Consider the following 21,797-nt stretch of genomic DNA (forward strand, 5'->3'; position numbering starts at 1 on the left):
TCATTGCCCCTATGCAAGGGATGGGGCAAGCTACCGTCCGTTTTCGCCCGAATCCGAACCGCGTGCGCCGAGCCCTCCGCCTGCTTCCCCTGCCTCTGAGCATCGCCGTCTGCCTGCCGGCGATGGCCGATGATAAGCCGCTCAACTGGGGCCTGTGCCCGGCAACCGACGTCATTCCCGCGTTCACCGACGCCCCGACCCCGGTTCCGGGCCAGGACAAGGCCGCCGCCAGCGCCGCGCGCGAGCAGCAGCCGACCGATATCGAGGGCGATCAGCTGCTGGGTACCACCACGGTGCCGCAGTACGAGGGCAACGTCGCCCTGCGTCGCGGCGACCAGTTCGTCGGCACCGACAAGCTCAGCTTCGACACCGAGTCCGGCAACTACATCGCCGATGGCAATGTCCGCTACCAGGACGCGTCGATCCGCATGGTCGCCAAGCGCGCCGAGGGCAACCAGGAAAGCGACACCCACAAGATCACCGACATCCAGTACCAGCTGGTGTCCCGCCGTGGCAACGGCGACGCCGAATCGGTCGACCTGCAGGGCGCGGTCGGGCAGATGCACCGCTCCACCTACACCACCTGCGACCCGTCGCAGCCGGTGTGGAAGCTGTCGGCGCCGCAGATCGAAGTGGACAACGACGAGGGCTTCGGCACGGCGCGCAATGCCGTGCTGCGCATTGGCAAGGTGCCGGTGCTGTGGGCACCGTACTTCAAGTTCCCGATCGACGACCGGCGCAAGACCGGCCTGCTGTTCCCGCAGCTGGGCATGTCCGGGCGCAACGGGTTCGACTACACCCAGCCGATCTACCTGAATCTGGCACCGAACTACGACGACACGCTGATGCCGCGCTACATGAGCCGGCGCGGCCTGATGCTCGACAACGAGTTCCGCTACCTCTACAACGGCGGCCGCGGCGAACTGCTGACCGCCTACATCCCCAACGACAAGCTGCGCGACCGCGATCGCGGCCGTGTCATGTTCAGCGGCTACCACAACGTGGACAGCCACTGGCAGGCACGTGCCAACCTGGCCTGGGTCAGCGACGAGCGCTACGTCGAGGACTTCGCCAACCGCCTGGTGGGCGTGACCGCCTCGAACCTGCAGAGCACCGTTGGCCTGTACGGCACCGGCCAGAACTGGACGGCCGGAATCATGGCCGACCGCTGGCAGCTGACCGACTACACGCTCAACGAGAGCGCGCTGGCCTACAACCGCCAGCCGCGCCTGTACTTCAACTGGGACAAGCCGGTCCTGTCGTGGCTGGAAACCGGCGTGTACGCCGAAGCCGTGCGCTTCACCCATGAAGACATCAACTTCAAGTACGGCCCCGAGGCCGGACCGGACCTCGAGTACACCCGTACCGGCCAGACCCAGCGGATGTACGGCGGCGCACGCCTGGACCTGAAACCCTATGTGTCGCTGCCGTTCAGCGGTGCGGCCTGGTACGTGACCCCGACCCTGGCCTACCGCTACACCGCCTACGACCTGGACCGGCAGCTGGCCGACAGCATCCGCCGCAACGTGCTGGTTTCACAGGGCGTTGATCCGGCCACCGCTACCCCCGAGCAGCTGCGCGGCAACACCTCGCCCAGCCGCAGCCTGCCGATCGGCAGCATCGATGCCGGCCTGTTCTTCGACCGCGAGACCACCATCGGCGGCCGCTCGTTCCTGCACACCCTGGAACCGCGCCTGTTCTACCTGCGCACGCCCTACCGCAACCAGGACGAGCTGCCGATCTTCGATACCCGCGACTTCACCTTCAGCTGGGGCCAGCTGTTCCGCGACTCGCGCTATACCGGCGCCGACCGCCAGAACGACGCCAACCAGCTGACCATGGCGCTGGGCACCCGCTTCATCGACCAGACCACCGGCCGCGAGCGGTTCTCGGCGGCCATCGGCCAGATCCAGTACTTCGACGAATCGCGGGTGACCGCCGTGCCGGGTGGCCCGCCGGTGGAAAAGGGCAAGTCGGCCTGGATCGCCGATGCCAACTACATGGTCAACGACCGCTGGACCCTCAGCGCGACCTACCAGTGGGACCCCAAATACAAGCGTGAGGACCTGGCCAGCTTCCGCGCCCGTTACCTGATGCCCAACGATGGCGTGGTCAACCTGACCTACCGCCACCGCATCAACCCGGACGGCACCGACCTGCTGAAGCAGGCCGACCTGTCGTTCCTGTACCCGCTGAACCCCCGCTGGAGCCTGGTCGGCCGCTACTACTACTCGCTGGAAGACAAGAAGCCGCTGGAAATCATCGGTGGCGTCCAGTGGGACAGCTGCTGTCTGGCCGTGCGCGCGGTGGCCCGCCGCTACGTGCGCAACCGCGAGGGCGAGCTGAACAATTCCATCCAGCTGGAGTTCGTGCTGAAGGGCCTCAGCTCCCTGGGCCAGGACACGGACCGCACCCTGCGCCGTGCTATCCTCGGCTACAACCGCGACGACCTCTATCTCGTGCCCCCCAGCAATACCGGGACGACCCGGGACGACTACGATCCGAATCTGATCCCATGACCAAGCGCTTCCCCGTTCTTCTCGCCTCGCTGCTGGCGGTGTCCAGCGTGTCCGCCCCCCTGCAGGTACTTGCCCAGGAGGCGCAGCCGCTGGACCGCATCGCCGCTGTCGTCGATGAGGACGTGATCCTGCAGAGCGAACTCCAGCGCGCCATCGCCAACATCAAGGCGCAGTACGCCGGCCGCGAGGCCCAGCTGCCGCCGGATGACGTACTCAGCCGGCAGGTGCTCGAGCGCCTGGTGCTGGTCAAGCTGCAGGTGGCCCGTGCGCAGGGCAGCGGCATCCGCGTCAGCGACCAGGAGCTGAACCAGGCGATGAATGCCATCGCCCAGCAGAATGGTTCCAATCTGGACGCGCTGCGCCAACGCCTGGCAAGTGACGGCATCGATTTCAACGACTTCCGCGCCTCGGTGCGTGACGAGATCACCGTGCAGCGCCTGCGCCAGAGCTTCGCGCAGAGCCGCATCAGCGTCAGCGAGGGCGAAGTCGATGCCGCGTTGAAGCAGCAGGCCACCGCCGGCAACCAGTACCACCTGGCGCACATCCTGATCGCCCTGCCCGACGGCGCCAATGCCGAGCAGATCGCCACCGGCCAGAAGAAGGCCGACGGCGTGAAGGCCCTGCTGGACAAGGGTGAGCTGGACTTCAATGCCGCCGCCGTACGTTACTCGGACAGCCCCAATGCACTGGAAGGCGGCGACCTGGGCTGGCGCAGCATGGACGAGATCCCGGCCGCGTTCGCGCAGCTGATGGAAAAGATGAATGCCGGTGACGTGGTTGGCCCGATCCGTGGTCCGAGCGGCTTCCAGCTGCTGAAGCTGGTGGAAGTGCGCGATTCCAGCGCCGCCGCCGGCACCCATACCGTCACCGAGTTCCACGGCCGCCACATCCTGGTGCGCGTGGACGACAACCAGACCGATGCGGCCGCCAAGGCCAAGATCGACACCCTGCGTGCCCGCATTGCCGGCGGCGCCGACTTCCAGACGGTGGCCAGGGAGTCGTCCGAGGACAACAACAGCAAGGGCCAGGGCGGCGATCTGGGCTGGTTCCCGGCCGATGCGTTCGGTCCGGCCTTCGGCCAGCAGGTCCAGAGCGTGCAGGACGGCGGTGTCAGCCAGCCGTTCCGCACCGACGCCGGTTGGCACATCGTGCAGCGCGTGGCGACCCGCCAGACCGACGTGACCAACGACAACCAGCGTGCGCAGGTCCGCGAAACCATCGGCCGCCGCAAGCTGGAAGACGAATACAACCGTTTCCTGCAGGAGCTGCGTGGCGAAGCCTACGTCAGCTTCCGCAGCGGTGACCGCGCGGAAAACACCGCGACGCCGCCGCAGTCCTGACCGATGCGCCCCGAGCTCGCTCTGGTACCGGGCGAGCCCGCCGGGATCGGCCCGGAGCTGTGCATCCGCCTGATCCAGCAGCCGCGCGATGATTGCCGGCTGCTGGCTTTCGCCGACCCGGATACCCTGCGCGCAGCCGCCGCCGCGCTGGACCTGCCCCTGCAACTGCTGCCCGAGGAAGCGGAAGCCCGCTTCCCGGGCGACCTGCGTCTGCGCGTCGTGGCCAATGCCGTCCCGAGCCGCTTCGGCCACGCCGATCCGGCCAATGCCGGCGCGGTCATCGGCGCCCTGCTCGGCGCCGGCCAGGCCTGCCTGTCGGGCGAACTGCACGGCGTGGTCACCGGCCCGGTGCACAAGGCGGTCATCAACGAGGGCGGCATCGCCTACAGCGGCACCACCGAACTGCTGGCCGACCAGGCCGGGGTGAAGGTGGTGATGATGCTGGCCAATCACATCGTGCGCGTGGCCCTGGCCACCACCCACCTGCCGCTGCGTGAGGTCGCCGATGCGATCACCGCACCCGGCCTGGAGCACACCCTGCGCACCGTGCACGCCGCGCTGCGCCGCGAGTTCGGGCTGGCATCGCCGCGCATCGCCGTGCTCGGCCTGAACCCGCACGCCGGTGAAGACGGTCACCTCGGCCGCGAGGAACTGGATCTGGTCATCCCGCTGCTGCAGCGCCTGCGCGCTGAAGGCATGGATCTGGTCGGGCCGCTGCCGGCCGACACCGCGTTCCTGCCAGGCAAGCTGGCAGGTTTCGATACGGTCCTGGCCATGTACCACGACCAGGGCCTGCCGGTGCTGAAGTACTCCGGCTTCGAGCAGGCCGTGAACCTGACCCTGGGCCTGCCCTACCCGCGCGTCGCTGTCGATCACGGTACCGCGCTGGACCTGGCCGGCCGCGGCATTGCCGATCCATCCAGCCTGCAGGCGGCAACGACGCTGTGTGCGCAGCTTGCGCGGCAACGTACACTGAGCGCATGAATTCCCCGCATTCCCCCTCCGGCCCGGTGTTCACCGCCCCGGCCAAGAAGCAGCTTGGCCAGCATTTCCTGGCCGATCGCCACTACATCGACAAGATCGTGATGGCGGTCAATCCCAAGGACGGTGACCGCCTGGTCGAAATCGGCCCCGGCCAGGGAGCGATCACGCTGCCGCTGCTGCGCGTGCATCCGACACTGACGGTGATCGAGTTCGACCGCGACCTGATCGCGCCGCTGACCGCCGCCGCCGAGCCGCTGGGCGAGCTGACCATCGTCCACCGCGACGTGCTGCGCGTGGACTTCACCGAACTGGCGGCCGGACAGCCGATCCGTCTGGTCGGCAACCTGCCGTACAACATCTCCTCGCCTATCCTGTTCCATGCGCTCGAGCATGCCGCCGTGGTCCGCGACATGCACTTCATGCTGCAGAAGGAAGTGGTCGACCGCATGGCAGCCGGCCCCGGCAGCAAGGTCTACGGCCGCCTCAGCGTGATGCTGCAGGCCTACTGCACCGTCACCTCGCTGTTCGTGGTGCCGCCGGGTGCGTTCCGGCCACCGCCGAAGGTCGATTCGGCCGTGGTGCGGCTGGTGCCGCATGATCCGGCCACGGTCGGCATCCGTGACCACGCCCGCTTCGCCGAAGTGGTCAAGGCCGCCTTCGGCCAGCGCCGCAAGACCCTGCGCAACGCACTGAACAACGTGGTGTCGGCCGACCAGTTCGCCGCTGCCGGCGTGCGCCCCGATGCCCGTGCCGAACAGCTGGACGTGGCCGAATTCATCGCCTTGGCCAATGCCTCCTGATTACACTGCCGGTATGGAAGACGCTGACGTTTACGCCATTTCCGTCGAGGTCGCACCGCGATTCCTCGATGACCAGTCCGTGCCGGAAGACGGCCGCTATGCGTTCGCCTATACGATCCGCATCCACAACCAGGGCCGGGTGGCCGCGCGGCTGGTCGCGCGCCACTGGCGCATCACCGATGCCAACGGCCGCGTCGAGCACGTCGATGGCGAAGGCGTGATCGGTGAGCAGCCGCGGCTGCGTCCCGGTGAAGACTTCCACTACACGTCCGGTGTCATGCTGGCGACCGATCACGGGACCATGCAGGGCCACTACGACATGGTCGCCGATGACGGCACCGAATTCGCCGCCCCGGTCGCACCGTTCGTGCTGGCCATTCCACGTACCCTGCACTGACACGGAGGCCGGACGATGAGTGTGTGGGCGATCGGCGACCTGCAGGGCTGCTATGACGTGACCCAGCGACTGCTGGAGAAACTCCGCTTCGACCCCGCGCAGGACACCCTGTGGTTCTGCGGCGACCTGGTCAACCGCGGTGGTCAATCCCTGGAAACGCTGCGGCTGGTGCATTCGCTGCGCCAGCACAGCGTGGTCGTGCTGGGCAATCACGATCTTTCGCTGCTGGCGGTCGGTGCACGCACCGAGGAAGAGCAGCGCAAGGTCAATCCGGACCTGCTGCGCATCGTGCAGGCCGAGGACCGCGACGAACTGCTGGACTGGCTGCGCCTGCAGAAGCTGGTGCATGTGGACCGCGAGATGGGCTGGATGATGGTGCACGCCGGCCTTGCGCCGAAATGGACCACGCAGATGGCCGAAAAGCATGCGGCCGAAGTCGAAGTGCAACTGCACGGCGCGAGCTACCGCAAGCTGTTCCGCAACATGTATGGCGACAAGCCAAGCTGGGCACCGAACCTGTCCGGCTACGACCGTTCGCGGGCGATCATCAACGTGCTCACCCGCATGCGCTACTGCACTCCGCGCGGACGCATCGGCATCGAGGACAAGGGCACGCCGGGCACGCAGGAACAGGGACTGTATCCGTGGTTTGAAGTGCCCGGCCGGGTCGAGCGCGACCTGAAGGTCGTATGCGGCCATTGGTCGGCGCTGGGCCTGACCATCACCCAGGGCGTGCACGCGATCGATACCGGCGCGGTATGGGGCGGCAAGCTGACCGCGATCCAGCTCGATACCGATGAGCTGCGCGTGGTGCAGGTGCCCGGCCGCGATGTACCTGCTCCGGTTCCGAATGCCCGGCCGCCGGCGCGACCGGCCCACGAGCGGTCTACCGCTGCGGCACAGGGCAAGGAACAGGGCGGCGGAAACACCGCTGCCAACCCGGGCAACCGCGGCCCACGTCGCCGCCGTCGGCGCGGTGGTGGTGGTGGTGGCGGTACGGGTGGCGGCAACAGCACCGGCACACCGCCGCAGGGCTGAGCCCTCAGGGAGCCGAGCATGGCTCGGCTCTACAGGTGCGGGGATCAGCGGCGCACGTAATGCACGAAGCGGAACGCATAGACGTGGCGTTCGTCGGCCGGATGCGGCTCACTGCTTGTTTCCCGCCACAGCTGCGGGTCCACCTGCGGGAAATGGGTGTCGGCCGGCACTTCGGCATCGACCCAGGTCAGGTACAGGTCACTGGCCTGGTCCAGCAGCTGGCGGAAGATCTCGCCGCCTCCGATGACACACAGCTCACTGGCCCCCTCGCCTTCGGCGATCGCCTTCGCTTCGTCCAGCGAGGCCACCGCGCGCATGCCCTCGAACGGCACCTGACCGCTGCGGGTCAGCACCAGGTTGGTCCGCCCCGGCAGCACGCGGCCGATCGACTCGGCCGTCCTGCGCCCCATCAGGATCGGCTTGCCCAGGGTGAGCGCCTTGAAGTGCTTGAAGTCATCCGGCAGGTGCCAGGGCATGGCATTGCCCTGGCCAATGCCACGGTTGCGATCCAGCGCCACGACCATCGAAAGCTTCATCGCGCTCACACCGCCACCGGCGCCTTGATCGCCGGATGTGGATCGTATCCGTCGATGCGGATGTCGTCGAACTGGAAGCCGAACAGATCGGTCACCTCCGGGTTCAACCACAGCTTCGGCAGCGCTCGCGGCGAGCGCGAGAGCTGCTCGCGGGCCTGCTCGAAATGGTTGGAGTACAGGTGCGCATCGCCCAGCGTATGCACGAAGTCGCCCACGCCCAGGCCGGTGGCCTGCGCAACCATATGGGTCAGCAGCGCATAGCTGGCGATGTTGAACGGCACGCCGAGGAAGATGTCGCCGCTGCGCTGGTATAACTGGCAACTGAGCCTGCCATCGGCCACGTAGAACTGGAACAGGTTGTGGCAGGGCATCAGCGCCATCTGCGAGAGCTCGCCCACGTTCCAGGCGCTGACCACCAGCCGCCGCGAATCGGGGTTGCGCTTGATCTCGTCCACCAGCCACTGCATCTGGTCGATCTCGCGACCATCGGCGGTGGCCCAGCTGCGCCACTGCTTGCCGTACACCGGGCCAAGATCACCGTTGCCGTCGGCCCATTCGTCCCAGATCCGTACCTGGTTGTCCTTCAGGTAGCCGATGTTGGTATCGCCTTTCAGGAACCACAGCAGCTCGTGGATGATCGAGCGCAGGTGCAGTTTCTTGGTGGTGACCAGCGGGAAACCTTCGTTGAGGTCGAAGCGCATCTGCCAGCCGAACACGCTGCGGGTGCCGGTACCGGTGCGGTCGCTCTTCTCCGTCCCGTGCTCCAGCACGTGCGAGAGCAGGTCCAGGTAGGCCTTCATGCCTTGCCCTCCACCGCCAGCGGCTGCGGCTGCAGTACCGGTGCGCGGCGCGACATCGCCAGCAGCACCAGGCCCAGCGCGATCAGCGGCAGGCTGAGGATCTGGCCGCGGGTGAGCCAGTCGAACGCTACGTAGATGCCGTTGTCGGGCATGCGCACGAATTCCACCGCGAAGCGGAAGACACCGTACATCAGCGCGAACAGCCCCCCCACCAGATAGCGATGGCGTGGCTTGGCCGACACCGCCCACAGCACCACGAACATCACCAGCCCCTCCAGGAAGGCTTCATACAGCTGCGAGGGGTGGCGTGCGTACTGGTTCAGCGCGCCGGTCGCGAACTGCGCCTGCAGGGTCGCGTGGTCAAGCTGGTTCAGCGGCGCCGGCAGGCCGGACGGAAACACCACGCCCCAGCTGCCGTCGGTGTACTTGCCCCACAGCTCTGCGCCGATGAAGTTGCCGATGCGGCCAAAACCCAGGCCCAGCGGCACCAGCGGCGCCATGAAGTCCATGGTGTCGAAGAAGTGCAGCCTGTGCCTGCGCGACCACCACCAGCAGGCGCCGAGCACGCCCAGCAGGCCACCGTGGAAGCTCATGCCGCCGTCCCATACCTTGAACAGCAGCAGCGGGTTGTGCAGGAAATCGCCCAGCGCGTAGAACAGCATGTAGCCGATGCGCCCGCCCAGCACGACGCCCAGCATGGCGTAGAACAGCAGGTCGGAGAATCCGTTGGCATCGACGCCGGGCAGGCGCCCGGCGGCGATCCGGCGACGACCGAGCAGCCAGGCGGCGGTGAAACCCAGCAGGTACATGATGCCGTACCAATGCACCTTGATCGGCCCCAGCGAGAGGGCGATGGGGTCGATGTCGTGGAAATAGATCATGGAAGACGCCTGGCAGGAGTACGGGTATTTTAGCGCCCCGACCCGGCCCGGGACCGGGGCTCAGCCCAGGATCTGCGGCGCATTCGGGAGCGCGTCATCCTCCGACCGCGTCGAGGCCGGAAAGTGCCCTTCCACCAGGCTGGACACTTCGTCGATCGCATCGCGCAGCGCATCCACCGGACTGGCGCCGCGCAGGCCTTCGCGCAGGTGGGTGCACACCCGCTGCCACTGCGCCGCGCTGACCCGGTCGCTCAGGCCCCGGTCGGCGACGATCTCGATGGCATGGTCGGCCAACAGCAGGTAGATCAGTACGCCGTTGTTGTGCCGGGTATCCCAGGTGCGCAGGTGGGCGAACGCCTGCTCCGCCGCCTGGCGCGGCGTGATTCCGCGCCAGACCGCGTGCAGCGGCAGGTCGGCTTCGACAGCGAACATCACCTGGCCGCCGTGGCGCTGCTCACCGGCAGCGATGGCCGCGGTGATCGCCTGCAGCGTGGCGGGGGGAAACGCCCGTCGTACCGAGGGCGAGAACAGATGACGGCAAAGACGACGGATCATCACCAACCTCCCGAAGCACCACCGCCGCCGGAACGGCCGCCGCCGCCGCCCCAGCCGCCACCACCGCCGAAACCGCCGCCGCCCCCGAAACCACCACCGCCGCCCCAGCTGCCACCACCCCAGCCGCCGCCACCGGCAAAGCGGCCGGGATGGCCGGACAGCATCGCCACCACCAGCCCGACAACGCCGGCCAGGCCACTGGCCAGCAGGGTGGAGGTGAACAGGAAGGCAGCAACCGCCGCACCCGCACCTCCGAGCAGCCCGCGCACCGGCCGCGGCACCCGCGAGAACACGCCCCGCAGCACCGTGCCTGCGAACACGCCGATGAACAACGCCAGGATCCAGGTATCGCCACCGCCGTCGGCCTCCCGCCCGCGCTGGCCACTGACCGGCGCCGGCAGCGACTCGCCGTCGATCAGCCCGACCAGTACGGCGGTGGCATCGGTGATGCCGCCGGCGTAGTCGCCACTGCGGAAGCGTGGCACCAGATATTCCTGGATGACGCGGTTGGCGATGGCATCGGGGATGGCGCCTTCAAGACCATAGCCCGGCTCGATGCGCACGCGCCGGTCCTCCTTGGCCACCACCAGCAGCACACCGTCATCGACCCCTTTGCGTCCGATCTGCCACTGGTCGAACACGCGGGTGGTGTACTGGGCGATGTCCTCGGGCTGGGTGGTGGGCACCACCAGCACCTGCAGCTGGCTGCCCTTGCGCTGCTGCAGGTCCAATGCCTGCTGCACCAGCGCCTGCTTTTGCGCGGCGTCCAGCGTGCCGGTGGTGTCGACCACCGGCGAGTCCAGCGCGGGGATGGGCGCCAGCGACTGTGCGTGGCTGGCCAGCGGCAGCCACAGCAGCATGACCAGCAGTGCCGTCGCCAGACGCATGGCTCAATGGCCCGGCTGCGGTGCCGGCTGCTGCTGCGGCGCGTTGCCGAAATCGACGGCCGGTGCGTTGGAGATCTGCGCTTCGTTGTCCACGGTGAAGTTCGGCTTGGTCTTGTAGCCGAACAGCTTTGCGGTGATCACCTGCGGGAACGAGCGGATGTAGGTGTTGTAGTCCTGCACCTGCTGGATGTAACGACCACGCGCAACCGTGATCCGGTTTTCGGTGCCTTCCAGCTGGGCCTGCAGGTCGCGGAAGTTCTGGTCGGACTTCAGCACCGGATAGTTCTCGGTCACCACCAGCAGCCGCGACAGCGCGCTACCCAGTTCGCCCTGGGCCTGCTGGAACTGCTTGAGCGAGGCTTCGTCATCGGCGTTGACGTTGATCTGACCGACACGCGAGCGGGCGTTGGTGACTTCGGTCAGCACGCGCTCTTCCTGGCTGGCGAAGCCCTTCACGGTCTGTACCAGGTTGGGCACGAGGTCGGCACGGCGCTTGTACTGGTTGAGCACTTCGGACCAGCTGGCCTTGACCGCTTCATCCTTCTGCTGGATCGCGTTGTAGCCGCAGCCGGACAGCAGGGAGGCCAGCAGCATCAGGGGCAGGACACGGGTGAACAGGCGCATGGCGGAGGTTCCGGGTGGGCTTGGCGCCGAGCATGCCATGGTTCGGGTGAAAGACCGGCCATCGGGCGCCGCCCCCTCCGCGGTGGCCATGCTCATGGATCGCCTGAGTAGTCCGGGCGGGTGGGCATGGCGGGGGACGCCGTGAACCCGCCCCGGGCGGCTGCGCCGCCCCATCCTGGGCGCGGATACCCCCCCCCCCCCCACCCGCCCGGCCTCATACGGTTTCCTGCGCACCGCGGGAAGATCAAAAGAAAAAAATCAAAAGCAGAAGCCGGTTCTTCAGGCATTCGTGTCGACCAAGGTCGACACCTACCAGAGAGGAACGCCGTTGCGACAGATCGCGGGAATGGGCCGGGCCCCGCAGGGGTACTTACAGCGCCCCCCTCAACCGGACCCACCCCGCCAACCCACGGAATGCAGGCTTTTGCCGTTGACGTTGATTCGGCGGGTGCAGGGCTGCAAGCCCTGCCGGAATCCACCCCCCCTCAGCAGGCTTCAGCCACCGCAGTGCGGGGACGCCCCAACCATGCCAGCAGCAATCCCGCCGCCGCCAGCAGGCCACCCGCCACCGGAATGGCCGCATAGCCCAGGCCCGAGCTGATCACCGCACCGCCGAGCGCCGCACCCACGGCATTGCCGAGGTTGAACGCGCCCACGTTGATCGACGACGCCAGGCCCGGCGCCTCGGTGGCCGCTTCCATCACCCGGATCTGCAGCGGCGGCACGATGGCGAAAGTCGCCGCGCCGAACAGCAGTACCCCCAGCGCTGCGGTCACGGGATTCATGAAGGCCAGCGGCAGCACGAACATCAACACCGCCAGCGCCGCCAGCAGGATCCGCGTAGCGCCATCCAGCGACCAGTCGGCCATGCGCCCGCCGATGCCATTGCCGATGGTGAAACCGATACCGATCAGCGCCAGTGACATCGCGATGAAGGCATTGGAGGCACCGGTCAGCTCGGTCAGCACCGGCGCCACGTAGGTGTACAGGGTGAACATCGCACCGGCGCCCAGCACCGTGGTGGCCATGGCCAGCAGCACCTGCGGCTGCAGGATCGCCTTCAGTTCACGGCGCACGTCCGGGCGCGGACCCGGTGCCGAGGCCGGCAGGGCCAGGCCGAGCGCGATGATCGCCACCACGCCCAGCACTGCGGTGCCGGCGAAGGACAGGCGCCAGCCCAGCTGCTGGCCAACCCAGGTTGCCAGCGGCACGCCGCCGATGTTGGCGATGGTCAGGCCCATGAACATCGTGGCCACCGCCGCCGCCTGCTTGTCCTTCGGTACCAGGCTGGCGGCGACCACCGCACCGATACCGAAGAAGGCACCGTGGTTGAGGCTGGTGACCAGCCGCGACAACAGCAGCAGGCCATAGTTCGGCGCCAGCGCCGACAGCAGGTTGCCGACCACGAAGATCGACATCAGCAGCATCAGCGCGGTGCGCTTGCCGAAGCGTCCCATCAGCAGCGTCATCACCGGCGCGCCCAGCATCACGCCCATGGCGTAGGCCGTGATCAGCATGCCGGCGGTGGGAATGCCAACCCCTACGCCGTCGGCGATGACCGGCAGCAGGCCCATCGGGGCGAACTCGGTGGTGCCGATGGCGAAGGCGCCGACGGCAAGCGCCAGCAATGCGGCTCTGGACTTCATGGGGGACTTCCTGGGGGGCGGGAATCGGGAGCGCGTAGCCTGCGCGCTTTGCCGCACCGGATTAAGCCTTGTCCGGGGAAAACACTGTTGATGCGGGTTCACAAGTGAAGGTGTACGCCGGCATTGCAGGCAAAAGCCCCCGCCGGGCATGGCCCGGCGTTGCCCGAGGCGTGGCGTACCCCGTTAGCGCCGGGCTATGCCCGGCGGACGCGGTAGCCCGCAAAGCAGAACCCCCGGCCGGGCCGGGGGTTCGAGGTCATACGCTTTACCAGTCGCCGGCACCCGGCACGTGGTGGTCGCGCGCGCGACGGCGCATCAGCAGGTTCAACCATTCCACCAGCACCGAGAAGCCCATCGCGGCGTAGATGTACGGCTTGGGCACGTGCACGTCGAGGCCGTCCAGGATCAGCACCGCGCCGATCAGCAGGATGAAGGCCAGCGCCAGCATCTTCACCGTCGGGTTGGCGTCGATGAAGCGCCCCAGCGGATTGGCCGCCAGCAGCATGACCAGCACCGACAGCAGGATGGCAGCGACCATCACCGGGATGTGGTCGGCGATGCCGACGGCCGTGATCACCGAGTCCAGCGAGAACACGATATCGATGATGGCGATCTGCAGGATGACCATGCCGAACACGCCCGACGCCTTGCTGGTCGCCGGATTCTCGTCTTCGCCACCGGTGATCAGTTCCTTGATCTCCATGTAACCCTTGATGATAAGGAACAGGCCACCCACGATCAGCACCAGGTCGCGGATCGAGATGCCCATGCCGGCCACGGTGAACAGGTTGGCGGCCATGTGGGCCAGGTAGGCCAGCGACACCAGCAGTGCGATACGGGTGATGCAGGCCACGGCGATGCCGAGCTTGCGCGCAAAGGGACGGCGCTCTTCCGGCAGCTTGCTGACCGCGATGGAGATGAACACCAGATTGTCGATGCCGAGCACGATTTCCAGCGCGCTCAGGGTGAACAGGGTCACCCAGGCGTTGGGGTCGGCGAGGAACTCAAAGGACATGGAAACTCTTCAAGGCAGTGGGGGAATGGGGGTTCAGCCGTAGCGGCCGGCCAGTGCATGCGGGACCACGACCAGGGCCCAGCACAGCAGTACGTTCATCATCAGCACGAACACGGCGGCCGAACCCATGTCCTTGGCGCGCCCGGCCAGCTCGTGGATCTCGCTGCCGTAGCGCTCGATCACGGCCTCGATGGCGGAGTTGGCCAGTTCCATCGCCAGCACCAGCAGCATCGAGCCGATCAGCAGCGCGCGCTCCACCGGGGTCTGGCCGAGCCAGATCGCCACCGGGGTCAGCAGGACCAGCAGGTAGACCTCCAGCCGGAACGAGGACTCATGCAGCCAGGCAGCCCGCAGGCCCTGCCAGGACCAGCGCGCGGCCTGGAAGATGCGGCGCGGGCCGCGCGGCATGTGGCCGAACTGGTCAGCCACGGGTGGAGCATCCAGCAACGGGGGCGCGGCGCAGCGACCGCTCAGACGCACGGCAGGGAGTCATGGGTGCACAGGGATGGGCAGACAGTCGCCATTTTGCCACAAGGCCGCCGGCCATACTCCGCGCGGCCGGGCCGAATGGCCTGCCGAGGACAAGCGCGGGCCGCGCCCGCCTCCTATGATGGCTCCCTCCTTCCTGCCTGGAGTGCACGATGTCCCACCGCCGTCCCGCTCTGCTGATGCTGGGCCTGCTGACCCTTGCGCCGCTGGCGCTGGCACGCGTTCCCTCGCCGTCGCCCCGCGTTCCCGAGCAGGTCTCCAACGTGGCCTGGGCCGCCGACATGGCCGCCTTCGCCGCCGCCGACAAGGTCGCCCCGCCGCCTCGTGGTGGCATCGAGTTCATTGGCAGTTCGTCATTCCGGATGTGGGACAGCCTGGCGGCCGATTTCGCCGGCCAGCCGGTGTTCAACCGGGGCTTCGGCGGCTCGGAAGTCCGGGACAGCACCTGGTATGCCGGACAGATCGTGATCCCGTACGCGCCGTGCAAGGTCTTCCTGTACGCCGGCGACAACGACCTCAACAGCGGCCGCAGCGCCGTGCAGGTGCGCGACGATGTGGTCGCCTTCGTGCAGCGCGTGCATCGCGACCTGCCCAAGACCCGGGTGGAATACGTGTCGATCAAGCCCAGCCCGTCACGGGCGCACCTGCTGCCGGCGATCAACGAGGCCAACACGCTGGTCAAGGCGGCGCTGGCCAGGCTGCCCAACACCGGCTTCACCGACATCTACACGCCGATGCTGGGCGCCGACGGCCAGCCTGATCGCGCGCTGTTCCGTGAGGACATGCTGCACATGACGCCCGCCGGATATGCCATCTGGACCCGCGCGCTGGCACCGAAGGTGACCTGCGACTGAGACACTGCGCACGCCGGGCATGGCCCGGCGCTACCGCCCCGGCATCCACGCATGGCGTGGAACTACTGCGGATCGCGGGAAACTGTCGAAGGCGGGACGGTGTGGGTTTGCAGGACCGTTGGCGCCATGGATGGCGCCATCGAGCCCCCATGGAAGGGTTCACGGCGTGTCCTGCAAACCCACACCGCCCCGCCATTCCGCGGAATGCCCGCATTTGATGTTGATGTTGCCTCGATGGGTGCCGGGCGCCGCCCGGCAAGAGCCCTCTAGCGGAAAATCACGGTGGCTTCGGTTCCCTGCCCGGGTTCGCTGGAGAGGCTGACCTTCCAGCCGAAGCGATCGCACAGCCGGCGCACGATCGACAGGCCCAGTCCGGTGCCCTGCGGGCGACTGGGTTCGGCGCGGTAGAACGGCTCGAACGCGCGCGACAGGGCTTCGGCAGACATGCCGATGCCGGTGTCGCGCACCACCACCCGGTCGTCGCGCACATGCACGTCGATGCGGCCTTCGTCGGTATAGCTGCAGGCGTTGCGCACCAGGTTGCTGACCACCACCTGCAGCACCCGCGGCGGCGCATGCAGATTCACCGGTCCGTCGCTGTGCAGGTGCACCACGACCGGGCGCGTACCCAGCAGTTCGTTGGCGTTGTCAACCTCGTGACGGACGATGTCGTTGACATCGAACAGCTCGACCTGCGGCTCGACATCCGCCTCGCGGGCAAGGATCAGGAAGGCATCGATCACCGCTTCCATGTCACGCCCGGCACGCTGGATGCGCTGCAGGCTGCGGCGCAGGCGCGGCTGCAGGGAATCATCCCCCAGCGCCATGTCGCTGGCCACGCGGATCACCGTCAACGGCGTGCGCAGTTCATGGCTGGCATCGCGGGTGAAGTTGCGTTCGCGGGCGACATGCGCGCTGACCCGGTTGGCCAGCGAATGCAGGGCCGCGGCGAGCTGCCGGGTCTCGCCCTGCATGTCCGCTGGCAGTTTGTTCGGTTCCAGATCAGCCGCCTCGGGGTGGCCGGGATCCCAGCGCGACACGCGCCGCGCCAGCCAGTTCACCGGCGATACCAGACGCTTGGACGCGCGATAGGTGATCCAGCTGGCGCCATACACCGCCAGCAGGGTCAGCAGCACCGGCACGATGCCGAACCAGAACGCCAGCATTTCCGCGCGTGAGCGCAGGAATACCAGATACAGGCGGCCGGCCGGCCGCACATCGACCAGGACCAGCTGGTCATCCGCCGGCAGTTCGTGGAAACCGGGCTCCAGGTCGCGCAGGTTGGCCGGCAGCGACAACGCGGACTGGCCGCTTTCCAGCAGGTAGCCGCGGATGTTCTGCGTATTGGGGGGAGGCTGTGCGGGGGACGCGTCGTGCAGCGTCCAGTAATACGCCGCTTCCTCGCGCAGCGCTGCACCGACCAGGCTGTGCTTGATGACCAGCGACACCAGCCATGCGCCCAGCAGGATGCCCAGGCTGGCCAGCACTGCCTGCAGGATGAAGGCGATACGGATCTTGCGCGGCAGGCCGTGCGGCATTGCGGGGTCCCGGTCAGAGCGCTGCGATTATAGGGAGCGCACCGCGCCGTGGTCGTGCAGGGATGATGACCGCCGACACTGCCGGTCGGTCATCCCCTGCCCTGTTGCCCGTCCGCTACCGCACCGGGCCTGCAGCTGCACCGGCACGGTCCCTGCTCAGGCCATCGGCTGGGCGATGTCGGCAATGCGATAGCCGGCGCTCTGCACGGTATGCAGCAGCGGGCGATCGAACGGCTTGTCGATGATCTTGCGCAGGTTGTACAGATGGCTGCGCAGGGTGTCCGAATCCGGCAACCCGTTGCCCCAGATCTCGCGCTCGATTTCCTGGCGGGTGACAACCCGCGGCGATTCGCGCATCAGAATCGTCAACAGGCGCAGGCCGATCGGCGACAGCTGCAGTTCGGTGCCGGCGCGGGTGGCGCGCATGCTGACCGGATCGAGCACCAGGTCGGCGACCTTGAGCACTTCCGAACCCACCTGGCGGCGTTCGCGGCGGATCAGCGCGCGCAGGCGTGCTTCCAGTTCCTGGATCGCGAACGGCTTGGTCAGGTAGTCATCGGCACCGAAACCCAGGCCGGTGAGCTTGTCGTCCAGCGTATCGCGCGCGGTCAGCATCAGCACCGGCGTCGATTTGCGCGCATCGTTGCGCAGCCGCCGGCAGACTTCGATGCCATCCAGCCGCGGCAGCATCAGGTCCAGCACCACCACGTCATAGCTGTTCTCCGCCGCAAGCCGGTAGCCGTCCAGGCCATCCTGTGCATAGTCGACTTCGAAGCCACGACCTTCCAGGTATTCGCCGATCATCTCGGAGATGTTGCGGTTGTCTTCGACCACCAGCACCAAGCCGGAAGTCTCCTTCGTCTGACGCATGTGATTCCCTCTAACTTCAGCTTTGTGAAACATGCCGGATCGACGGTGGAGGCAATGTGAAGTTCCGTCAAGAGGTCCGATCCGCTGCTCAGAGCAGCGGCTTGAGCAGGGGCCAGACGTTGTCGAGCACCTTCGGCTGGGCCTGGGCGGTGGGGTGCAGACCGTCGGCCTGCATCATCCCCGGCTGCAGGGCCACCCCCTCCAGCAGGAACGGCAGCAGCGGCACAGCGTAGCGGTCGGCCAGCGCGCGGTAGGCGGCCGCCAGCCGCTGGCGGTACGCCGGGCCGTAATTCGGTGGCACATCGATGCCCAGCAGCAGCACCTTGGCGCCCGCCTTCTGGCTGGCCTGCACCATCTTTTCCAGATTGCCCTGCACCTGCGCCGGGGTCAGCCCGCGCAGGGCGTCGTTGCCCCCCAGAGCGATCACCACCACGTCCGGCTTCTCCTTCGCCAGCAGGCCCGGCAGCCGGGTCAGGGCGCCGGCGGTGGTCTCGCCGCTCATGCTGGCGTTGACGATCCGCGCCGGCGTTTTCGACTGCTGCCTGACCCGCTGCTGCAGCAGGCTGACCCAGCCGGCATCGGCAGGGATATTGTGGGCAGCACTGAGGCTGTCGCCGAGCACCAGGACGGTACCGGCCGGACCTTTGGCACAGGCCAGCCCGGGCAACAGCAGGAACCCTAGCAACAGCACCATCATCATGCCGGCTCGCCGGCTCCATCCCGTCTTGCGCATTGGAGTCTCCTCATCGACAGCCTGTCCCCCCGCAGCGCGCCCGTCGCCATCGCCGTCGACCAGGTCGGCAAATCCGTGCATGGCCCGGAGGGTGAAGTCCACATACTGGACAACATCACTTTGACGGTCCATGAAGGCACCAGCGTGGCCATCGTCGGCGCCTCCGGCTCCGGCAAAACCACCCTGCTCGGCCTGCTCGCCGGGCTGGACCTGCCCAGCCGCGGTCGCATCGCTCTGGCCGGGCACGAACTGTCCAGCCTGGATGAGGAAGCCCGCGCGCAGCTGCGTGCTCGCGAGGTCGGCTTCGTCTTCCAGAGCTTCCACCTGCTGCCGGCGCTGACCGCCGCCGAGAACGTCGCCCTGCCACTGGAGCTGGGCGGGCGCGAGGATCGCGCGCGGGTGGACGCCGTGCTGGACCAGGTCGGGCTGGCCCATCGCGCCCGCCATTACCCGCGCCAGCTGTCCGGCGGCGAACAGCAGCGCGTGGCATTGGCGCGTGCCTTCGTCACCCGGCCGCGCATCCTGTTCGCCGACGAGCCGACCGGCTCGCTGGACCAGAGCACCGGCCAGCACATCAGCGACCTGCTGTTCGAGCTCAACGCCGGCAGCGGCACCACGCTGGTGCTGGTCACCCACGATCTGCGCCTGGCCCAGCGCTGCCAGCACATCCACCGCATCGACAACGGCCGCCTGCAGGCGGTCGCGCACGAGGCCCGCGCATGAACCTGCTGCGGCATGCGTGGCGCGCGCTGCGCCGCGAAGCCCTGGCCGGCGACCTGCTGACCGTGTTCGCCGCGCTGGTACTGGGCGTGGCGGTGATGACCGCGGTCGGCACGCTGGTGAACCGGGTCAACCTGGCACTGACCAGCAGCGCTGCGGAGATGCTCGGCGGCGACCTCGGCGTCGCCGGTCGTGACGACCCGCCGGCCGCCTTCGCCGAAGAGGCCAGGCAGCGGGGACTGGCATCCACCCGCATGGCCAGTTTCGGCACCGTGCTGTTCCAGGGCGATGCCAGCCAGATGGCCAGCATCAAGGCGGTACAGGCCGGCTATCCGCTGCGGGGGACGCTGCGGGTACGCAGCACGCCCGGTGGTGCGCTGATCGACGATGCCGGCATGCCGCCGCAGGGCCAGGCCTATGCCGATCCCCGCCTGCTGCAGGCGCTGGGGTTGAAGGCCGGCGATGACCTCGAGTTCGGCGCCGGTACGCTGCGCATCGCCGGCATCATCGAGGCCGAACCGGATGCCGGCGGCGACCTCCTCACGCTGTCGCCGACGTTGCTGGTCAATCGCGCTGATGTCGACGGCACCGGCCTGCTCGGTCCCGGCAGCCGCATCAGCTACCGGCTGATGTTCGCCGGGCCGGCCGACCGGATCGCGGCGTTCCGGCAATGGCTGCAGCCACAGGTGAAGGGCATGCGCCTGCTGAGCGTGGATGACACCCAGCGCGGCGTGCGCCAGGCCTTCGATCTGGCCGGGCGCTTCCTCGGCCTGAGCGCGCTGCTGGCGGTGCTGCTGGCCGGCGTTGCCACCGCGCTGGCCGCCAACCGCTTCGCCCTGCGCCGCATCGACCAGGTGGCGATCCTGCGTTGCCTGGGAGCACGCCAGCGCGACATCCTGCTGGGCCTGGCACTGCAGCTGCTGATGCTGGCCGTTCCGGCCTGCCTGCTCGGCATTGGACTGGGCATGGCCGCGCAGGAAAGCCTGGTACAGGTGCTGGGCAGCCTGATACCGCAGCGCCTGCCGCTGCCACAGGCAACACCGGCGCTGACCGGTGCAGGCATCGGTCTGTTGCTGCTGTTCGGCTTCGGCCTGCCGCCGCTGCTGCGCCTGCGCGAAGTGCCGCCGATGCGCGTACTCAACCGCTCCTTCGCTGCACTGCCGCCCGCCTCGCTGCTGGCCTACGTCGCCGCCCTGCTGGCCAGCCTGGTGCTGGCCGTGCAGGTGACCGGCGACCTGAAGCTGGCCCTGTGGGTGCTGGGTGGCCTGGCCGCTCTCGCCGCAGCGGCGGGCCTGGGCGGCTTTGTGCTGCTGCAGGTGCTGCGCAGCCTGCAGCACCGCCTGCACGGCAACTGGCGGCTGGGATTGGCCGCCCTGACCCGCCGCCGGATGCTGGCGGTGATGCAACTGGTGGGCCTGTCGCTGTCGCTGTGCGCGCTGCTGCTGCTGGCCGTGACCGGGCCGGGGCTGCTGCAGCAGTGGCGCGAGCGCCTGCCGGAGAACACGCCGAACTACTTCCTGATCAACATCCAGCCCGAACAACGCGACGGCGTGCTGGCAGCATTGCGCGCGCTGGGTGCTGCCGATGCCAGCATCGAACCGATGGCCACCGGCCGCCTGATCGCGATCAACGGCAAGCCCCCGGTGCGCGTGGACCAGGCGCAGGACGGCCAGGGGCGGGAAAACGGCCCGCGCGAGGACGACGACGAGAACCGGCCACTGAACTTCAGCTGGCGCAGCACTTTCCCGCCGGCCAATACGCTGCTTGAGGGCCACTTCTGGAAGGCGGACAGCACTGCGCCCGAAGCCTCGGTGGAAACCGGCTGGGCCAAACGCTACGGCGTCTCGACCGGCGACCGTATCGGCATTTCCGTGGGCGAGCAGCAGCGCGAGTTCACCGTGACCAGCGTGCGCAAGGCGGACTGGAACACGTTCCGGCCGAACTTCTTCGTGCTGTTGAATCCGAACGCCGTGGGCGACACCCCGCACAACCTGCTCTCGGCATTCCACCTGCCGGCCGGCCAGGCAGCCGGGCTGGGCGAACTGGTGCGTGCACAGCCGAACCTGTCGCTGCTGGACGTGGATGCGGTGATCTCGCAGGTGCGCGACGTGATGGAACGGGTGGCGCAGGCGGTGCAGCTGGTGATGGTGTTCAGCCTGCTGGCCGGCGTGCTGGTCCTGCTGGCTGCCCTGCAGGCCACGGCCGGCGAGCGCCGCTACGACAGCGCGGTACTGCGCACGCTGGGCGCGACCCGGCGCCAGCTGCGCGGTGCGGTGCTGGTCGAGTTCGGGGCACTGGGCACGCTCGCCGCGCTGCTGGCGGTGGGCGCCACGGCCGTGATCGGGCTGGTGGTGTCGCAGAAGGTGTTCGAACTGCCGCTGCTGCCGCCGTGGCCGGGCCTGCTGCTGGGCGGCGTGGTCGGCATCGGGCTGAGCCTGCTGGCGGGCTGGTGGGGCACCCGGCGCATCCTGCATACCCCGCCCGCCCTGGCCCTGCGCGAGGCCTGACGAAGGCGCGCACCGGAGCGCGTGCCGGGCAAGCCCGGCACCCTTCCTTCCGGTAGATCCACGC

At 68.0% G+C, this 21,797-nt stretch carries 20 protein-coding genes and 1 pseudogene; 9 read left to right on the forward strand and 12 right to left on the reverse strand.

Annotated elements, in window-relative coordinates:
* Nucleotides 1–62: 62 nt before the first annotated feature.
* From lptD to ABE543_RS09370, 6 genes and pseudogenes are all read left to right on the forward strand, one after another.
* Complete coding sequence (lptD, locus tag ABE543_RS09345) at nt 63–2,519, forward strand: LPS-assembly protein LptD (RefSeq protein ID WP_080375337.1); 2,457 nt, start codon at nt 63–65, stop codon at nt 2,517–2,519.
* Nucleotides 2,516–3,844 (forward strand): annotated as a pseudogene (locus tag ABE543_RS09350) (peptidylprolyl isomerase); the annotation flags it as partial. The gene lptD and the pseudogene ABE543_RS09350, both read left to right, overlap by 4 nt.
* Nucleotides 3,845–3,862: 18 nt before the next feature.
* Nucleotides 3,863–4,843 carry a 4-hydroxythreonine-4-phosphate dehydrogenase PdxA gene (gene pdxA, locus ABE543_RS09355; protein ID WP_253119352.1) on the forward strand — a complete coding sequence of 327 codons (981 nt, stop codon included), beginning with the start codon at nt 3,863–3,865 and terminating at the stop codon, nt 4,841–4,843.
* On the forward strand, nt 4,840–5,643 hold the full coding sequence (gene rsmA / locus ABE543_RS09360; RefSeq protein WP_346475606.1) for a 16S rRNA (adenine(1518)-N(6)/adenine(1519)-N(6))-dimethyltransferase RsmA: 804 nt from the start codon (nt 4,840–4,842) through the stop codon (nt 5,641–5,643). Before pdxA ends, rsmA begins: the two co-directional genes overlap by 4 nt.
* Nucleotides 5,644–5,656: 13 nt before the next feature.
* Nucleotides 5,657–6,040, forward strand: a complete 384-nt coding sequence (apaG, locus tag ABE543_RS09365) for a Co2+/Mg2+ efflux protein ApaG (protein WP_053519676.1) — start codon at nt 5,657–5,659, stop codon at nt 6,038–6,040.
* 15 nt (nt 6,041–6,055) lie between these two features.
* A complete protein-coding gene (locus ABE543_RS09370; RefSeq protein WP_253119357.1) occupies nt 6,056–7,078 on the forward strand; it encodes a symmetrical bis(5'-nucleosyl)-tetraphosphatase in 1,023 nt (340 codons plus the stop codon).
* A 44-nt stretch (nt 7,079–7,122) separates the two neighbouring features.
* On the opposite strand, the gene ABE543_RS09375 is transcribed toward ABE543_RS09370, so the two are convergent.
* From ABE543_RS09375 to ABE543_RS09415, 9 genes are all read right to left on the reverse strand, one after another.
* A complete protein-coding gene (locus tag ABE543_RS09375; RefSeq protein WP_053519678.1) occupies nt 7,123–7,614 on the reverse strand; it encodes a dihydrofolate reductase in 492 nt (163 codons plus the stop codon).
* 5 nt (nt 7,615–7,619) lie between these two features.
* Nucleotides 7,620–8,414 carry a thymidylate synthase gene (locus ABE543_RS09380; protein WP_180875724.1) on the reverse strand — a complete coding sequence of 265 codons (795 nt, stop codon included), beginning with the start codon at nt 8,412–8,414 and terminating at the stop codon, nt 7,620–7,622.
* A complete protein-coding gene (gene lgt / locus ABE543_RS09385) occupies nt 8,411–9,295 on the reverse strand; it encodes a prolipoprotein diacylglyceryl transferase (protein ID WP_346475607.1) in 885 nt (294 codons plus the stop codon). The genes ABE543_RS09380 and lgt overlap by 4 nt, the downstream gene beginning before the upstream one ends.
* A 60-nt stretch (nt 9,296–9,355) precedes the next feature.
* On the reverse strand, nt 9,356–9,850 hold the full coding sequence (locus tag ABE543_RS09390) for a TPM domain-containing protein (RefSeq protein WP_065182836.1): 495 nt from the start codon (nt 9,848–9,850) through the stop codon (nt 9,356–9,358).
* Nucleotides 9,850–10,737, reverse strand: coding sequence for a TPM domain-containing protein (locus ABE543_RS09395; protein WP_346475608.1), 888 nt, complete (start codon nt 10,735–10,737; stop codon nt 9,850–9,852). The genes ABE543_RS09390 and ABE543_RS09395 overlap by 1 nt, the downstream gene beginning before the upstream one ends.
* A 3-nt stretch (nt 10,738–10,740) precedes the next feature.
* Nucleotides 10,741–11,361 carry a LemA family protein gene (locus tag ABE543_RS09400; protein WP_100471327.1) on the reverse strand — a complete coding sequence of 207 codons (621 nt, stop codon included), beginning with the start codon at nt 11,359–11,361 and terminating at the stop codon, nt 10,741–10,743.
* 485 nt (nt 11,362–11,846) lie between these two features.
* Nucleotides 11,847–13,007 carry an MFS transporter gene (locus ABE543_RS09405; RefSeq protein ID WP_346475609.1) on the reverse strand — a complete coding sequence of 387 codons (1,161 nt, stop codon included), beginning with the start codon at nt 13,005–13,007 and terminating at the stop codon, nt 11,847–11,849.
* 265 nt (nt 13,008–13,272) lie between these two features.
* Nucleotides 13,273–14,022, reverse strand: a complete 750-nt coding sequence (locus ABE543_RS09410; protein WP_053516412.1) for a TerC family protein — start codon at nt 14,020–14,022, stop codon at nt 13,273–13,275.
* Between the two features lie 33 nt (nt 14,023–14,055).
* Nucleotides 14,056–14,451, reverse strand: coding sequence for a diacylglycerol kinase (locus tag ABE543_RS09415; RefSeq protein WP_053516413.1), 396 nt, complete (start codon nt 14,449–14,451; stop codon nt 14,056–14,058).
* A gap of 212 nt (nt 14,452–14,663) precedes the next feature.
* Here ABE543_RS09415 and ABE543_RS09420 point away from each other — a divergent pair, with 212 nt between their 5' ends.
* Entirely contained in the window at nt 14,664–15,365 is a 702-nt protein-coding gene (locus tag ABE543_RS09420) for an SGNH/GDSL hydrolase family protein (RefSeq protein ID WP_065182787.1), read from the forward strand.
* A 266-nt stretch (nt 15,366–15,631) separates the two neighbouring features.
* On the opposite strand, the gene ABE543_RS09425 is transcribed toward ABE543_RS09420, so the two are convergent.
* The 3 genes from ABE543_RS09425 to ABE543_RS09435 all read right to left on the reverse strand — a co-directional run bounded on the left by ABE543_RS09425 (nt 15,632) and on the right by ABE543_RS09435 (nt 18,506).
* Nucleotides 15,632–16,903, reverse strand: a complete 1,272-nt coding sequence (locus tag ABE543_RS09425; protein ID WP_053516416.1) for a HAMP domain-containing sensor histidine kinase — start codon at nt 16,901–16,903, stop codon at nt 15,632–15,634.
* A gap of 156 nt (nt 16,904–17,059) precedes the next feature.
* Nucleotides 17,060–17,773, reverse strand: a complete 714-nt coding sequence (locus ABE543_RS09430; RefSeq protein WP_002811889.1) for a response regulator transcription factor — start codon at nt 17,771–17,773, stop codon at nt 17,060–17,062.
* Nucleotides 17,774–17,861: 88 nt separating this feature from the next.
* Nucleotides 17,862–18,506 (reverse strand): arylesterase, encoded by a 645-nt coding sequence (locus ABE543_RS09435; protein ID WP_053516417.1) that lies wholly within the window; start codon nt 18,504–18,506, stop codon nt 17,862–17,864.
* A gap of 75 nt (nt 18,507–18,581) precedes the next feature.
* On the opposite strand from ABE543_RS09435, the gene ABE543_RS09440 reads away from it, so the two are divergent.
* Nucleotides 18,582–19,229 carry an ATP-binding cassette domain-containing protein gene (locus ABE543_RS09440; RefSeq protein ID WP_080375229.1) on the forward strand — a complete coding sequence of 216 codons (648 nt, stop codon included), beginning with the start codon at nt 18,582–18,584 and terminating at the stop codon, nt 19,227–19,229.
* Nucleotides 19,226–21,733, forward strand: a complete 2,508-nt coding sequence (locus ABE543_RS09445) for an FtsX-like permease family protein (protein WP_263177420.1) — start codon at nt 19,226–19,228, stop codon at nt 21,731–21,733. Before ABE543_RS09440 ends, ABE543_RS09445 begins: the two co-directional genes overlap by 4 nt.
* The last annotated feature ends 64 nt before the right edge of the window (nt 21,734–21,797 follow it).

It is taken from the genome of Stenotrophomonas sp. TWI169 (assembly GCF_039674705.1).
Taxonomy (GTDB): domain Bacteria; phylum Pseudomonadota; class Gammaproteobacteria; order Xanthomonadales; family Xanthomonadaceae; genus Stenotrophomonas; species Stenotrophomonas maltophilia_P.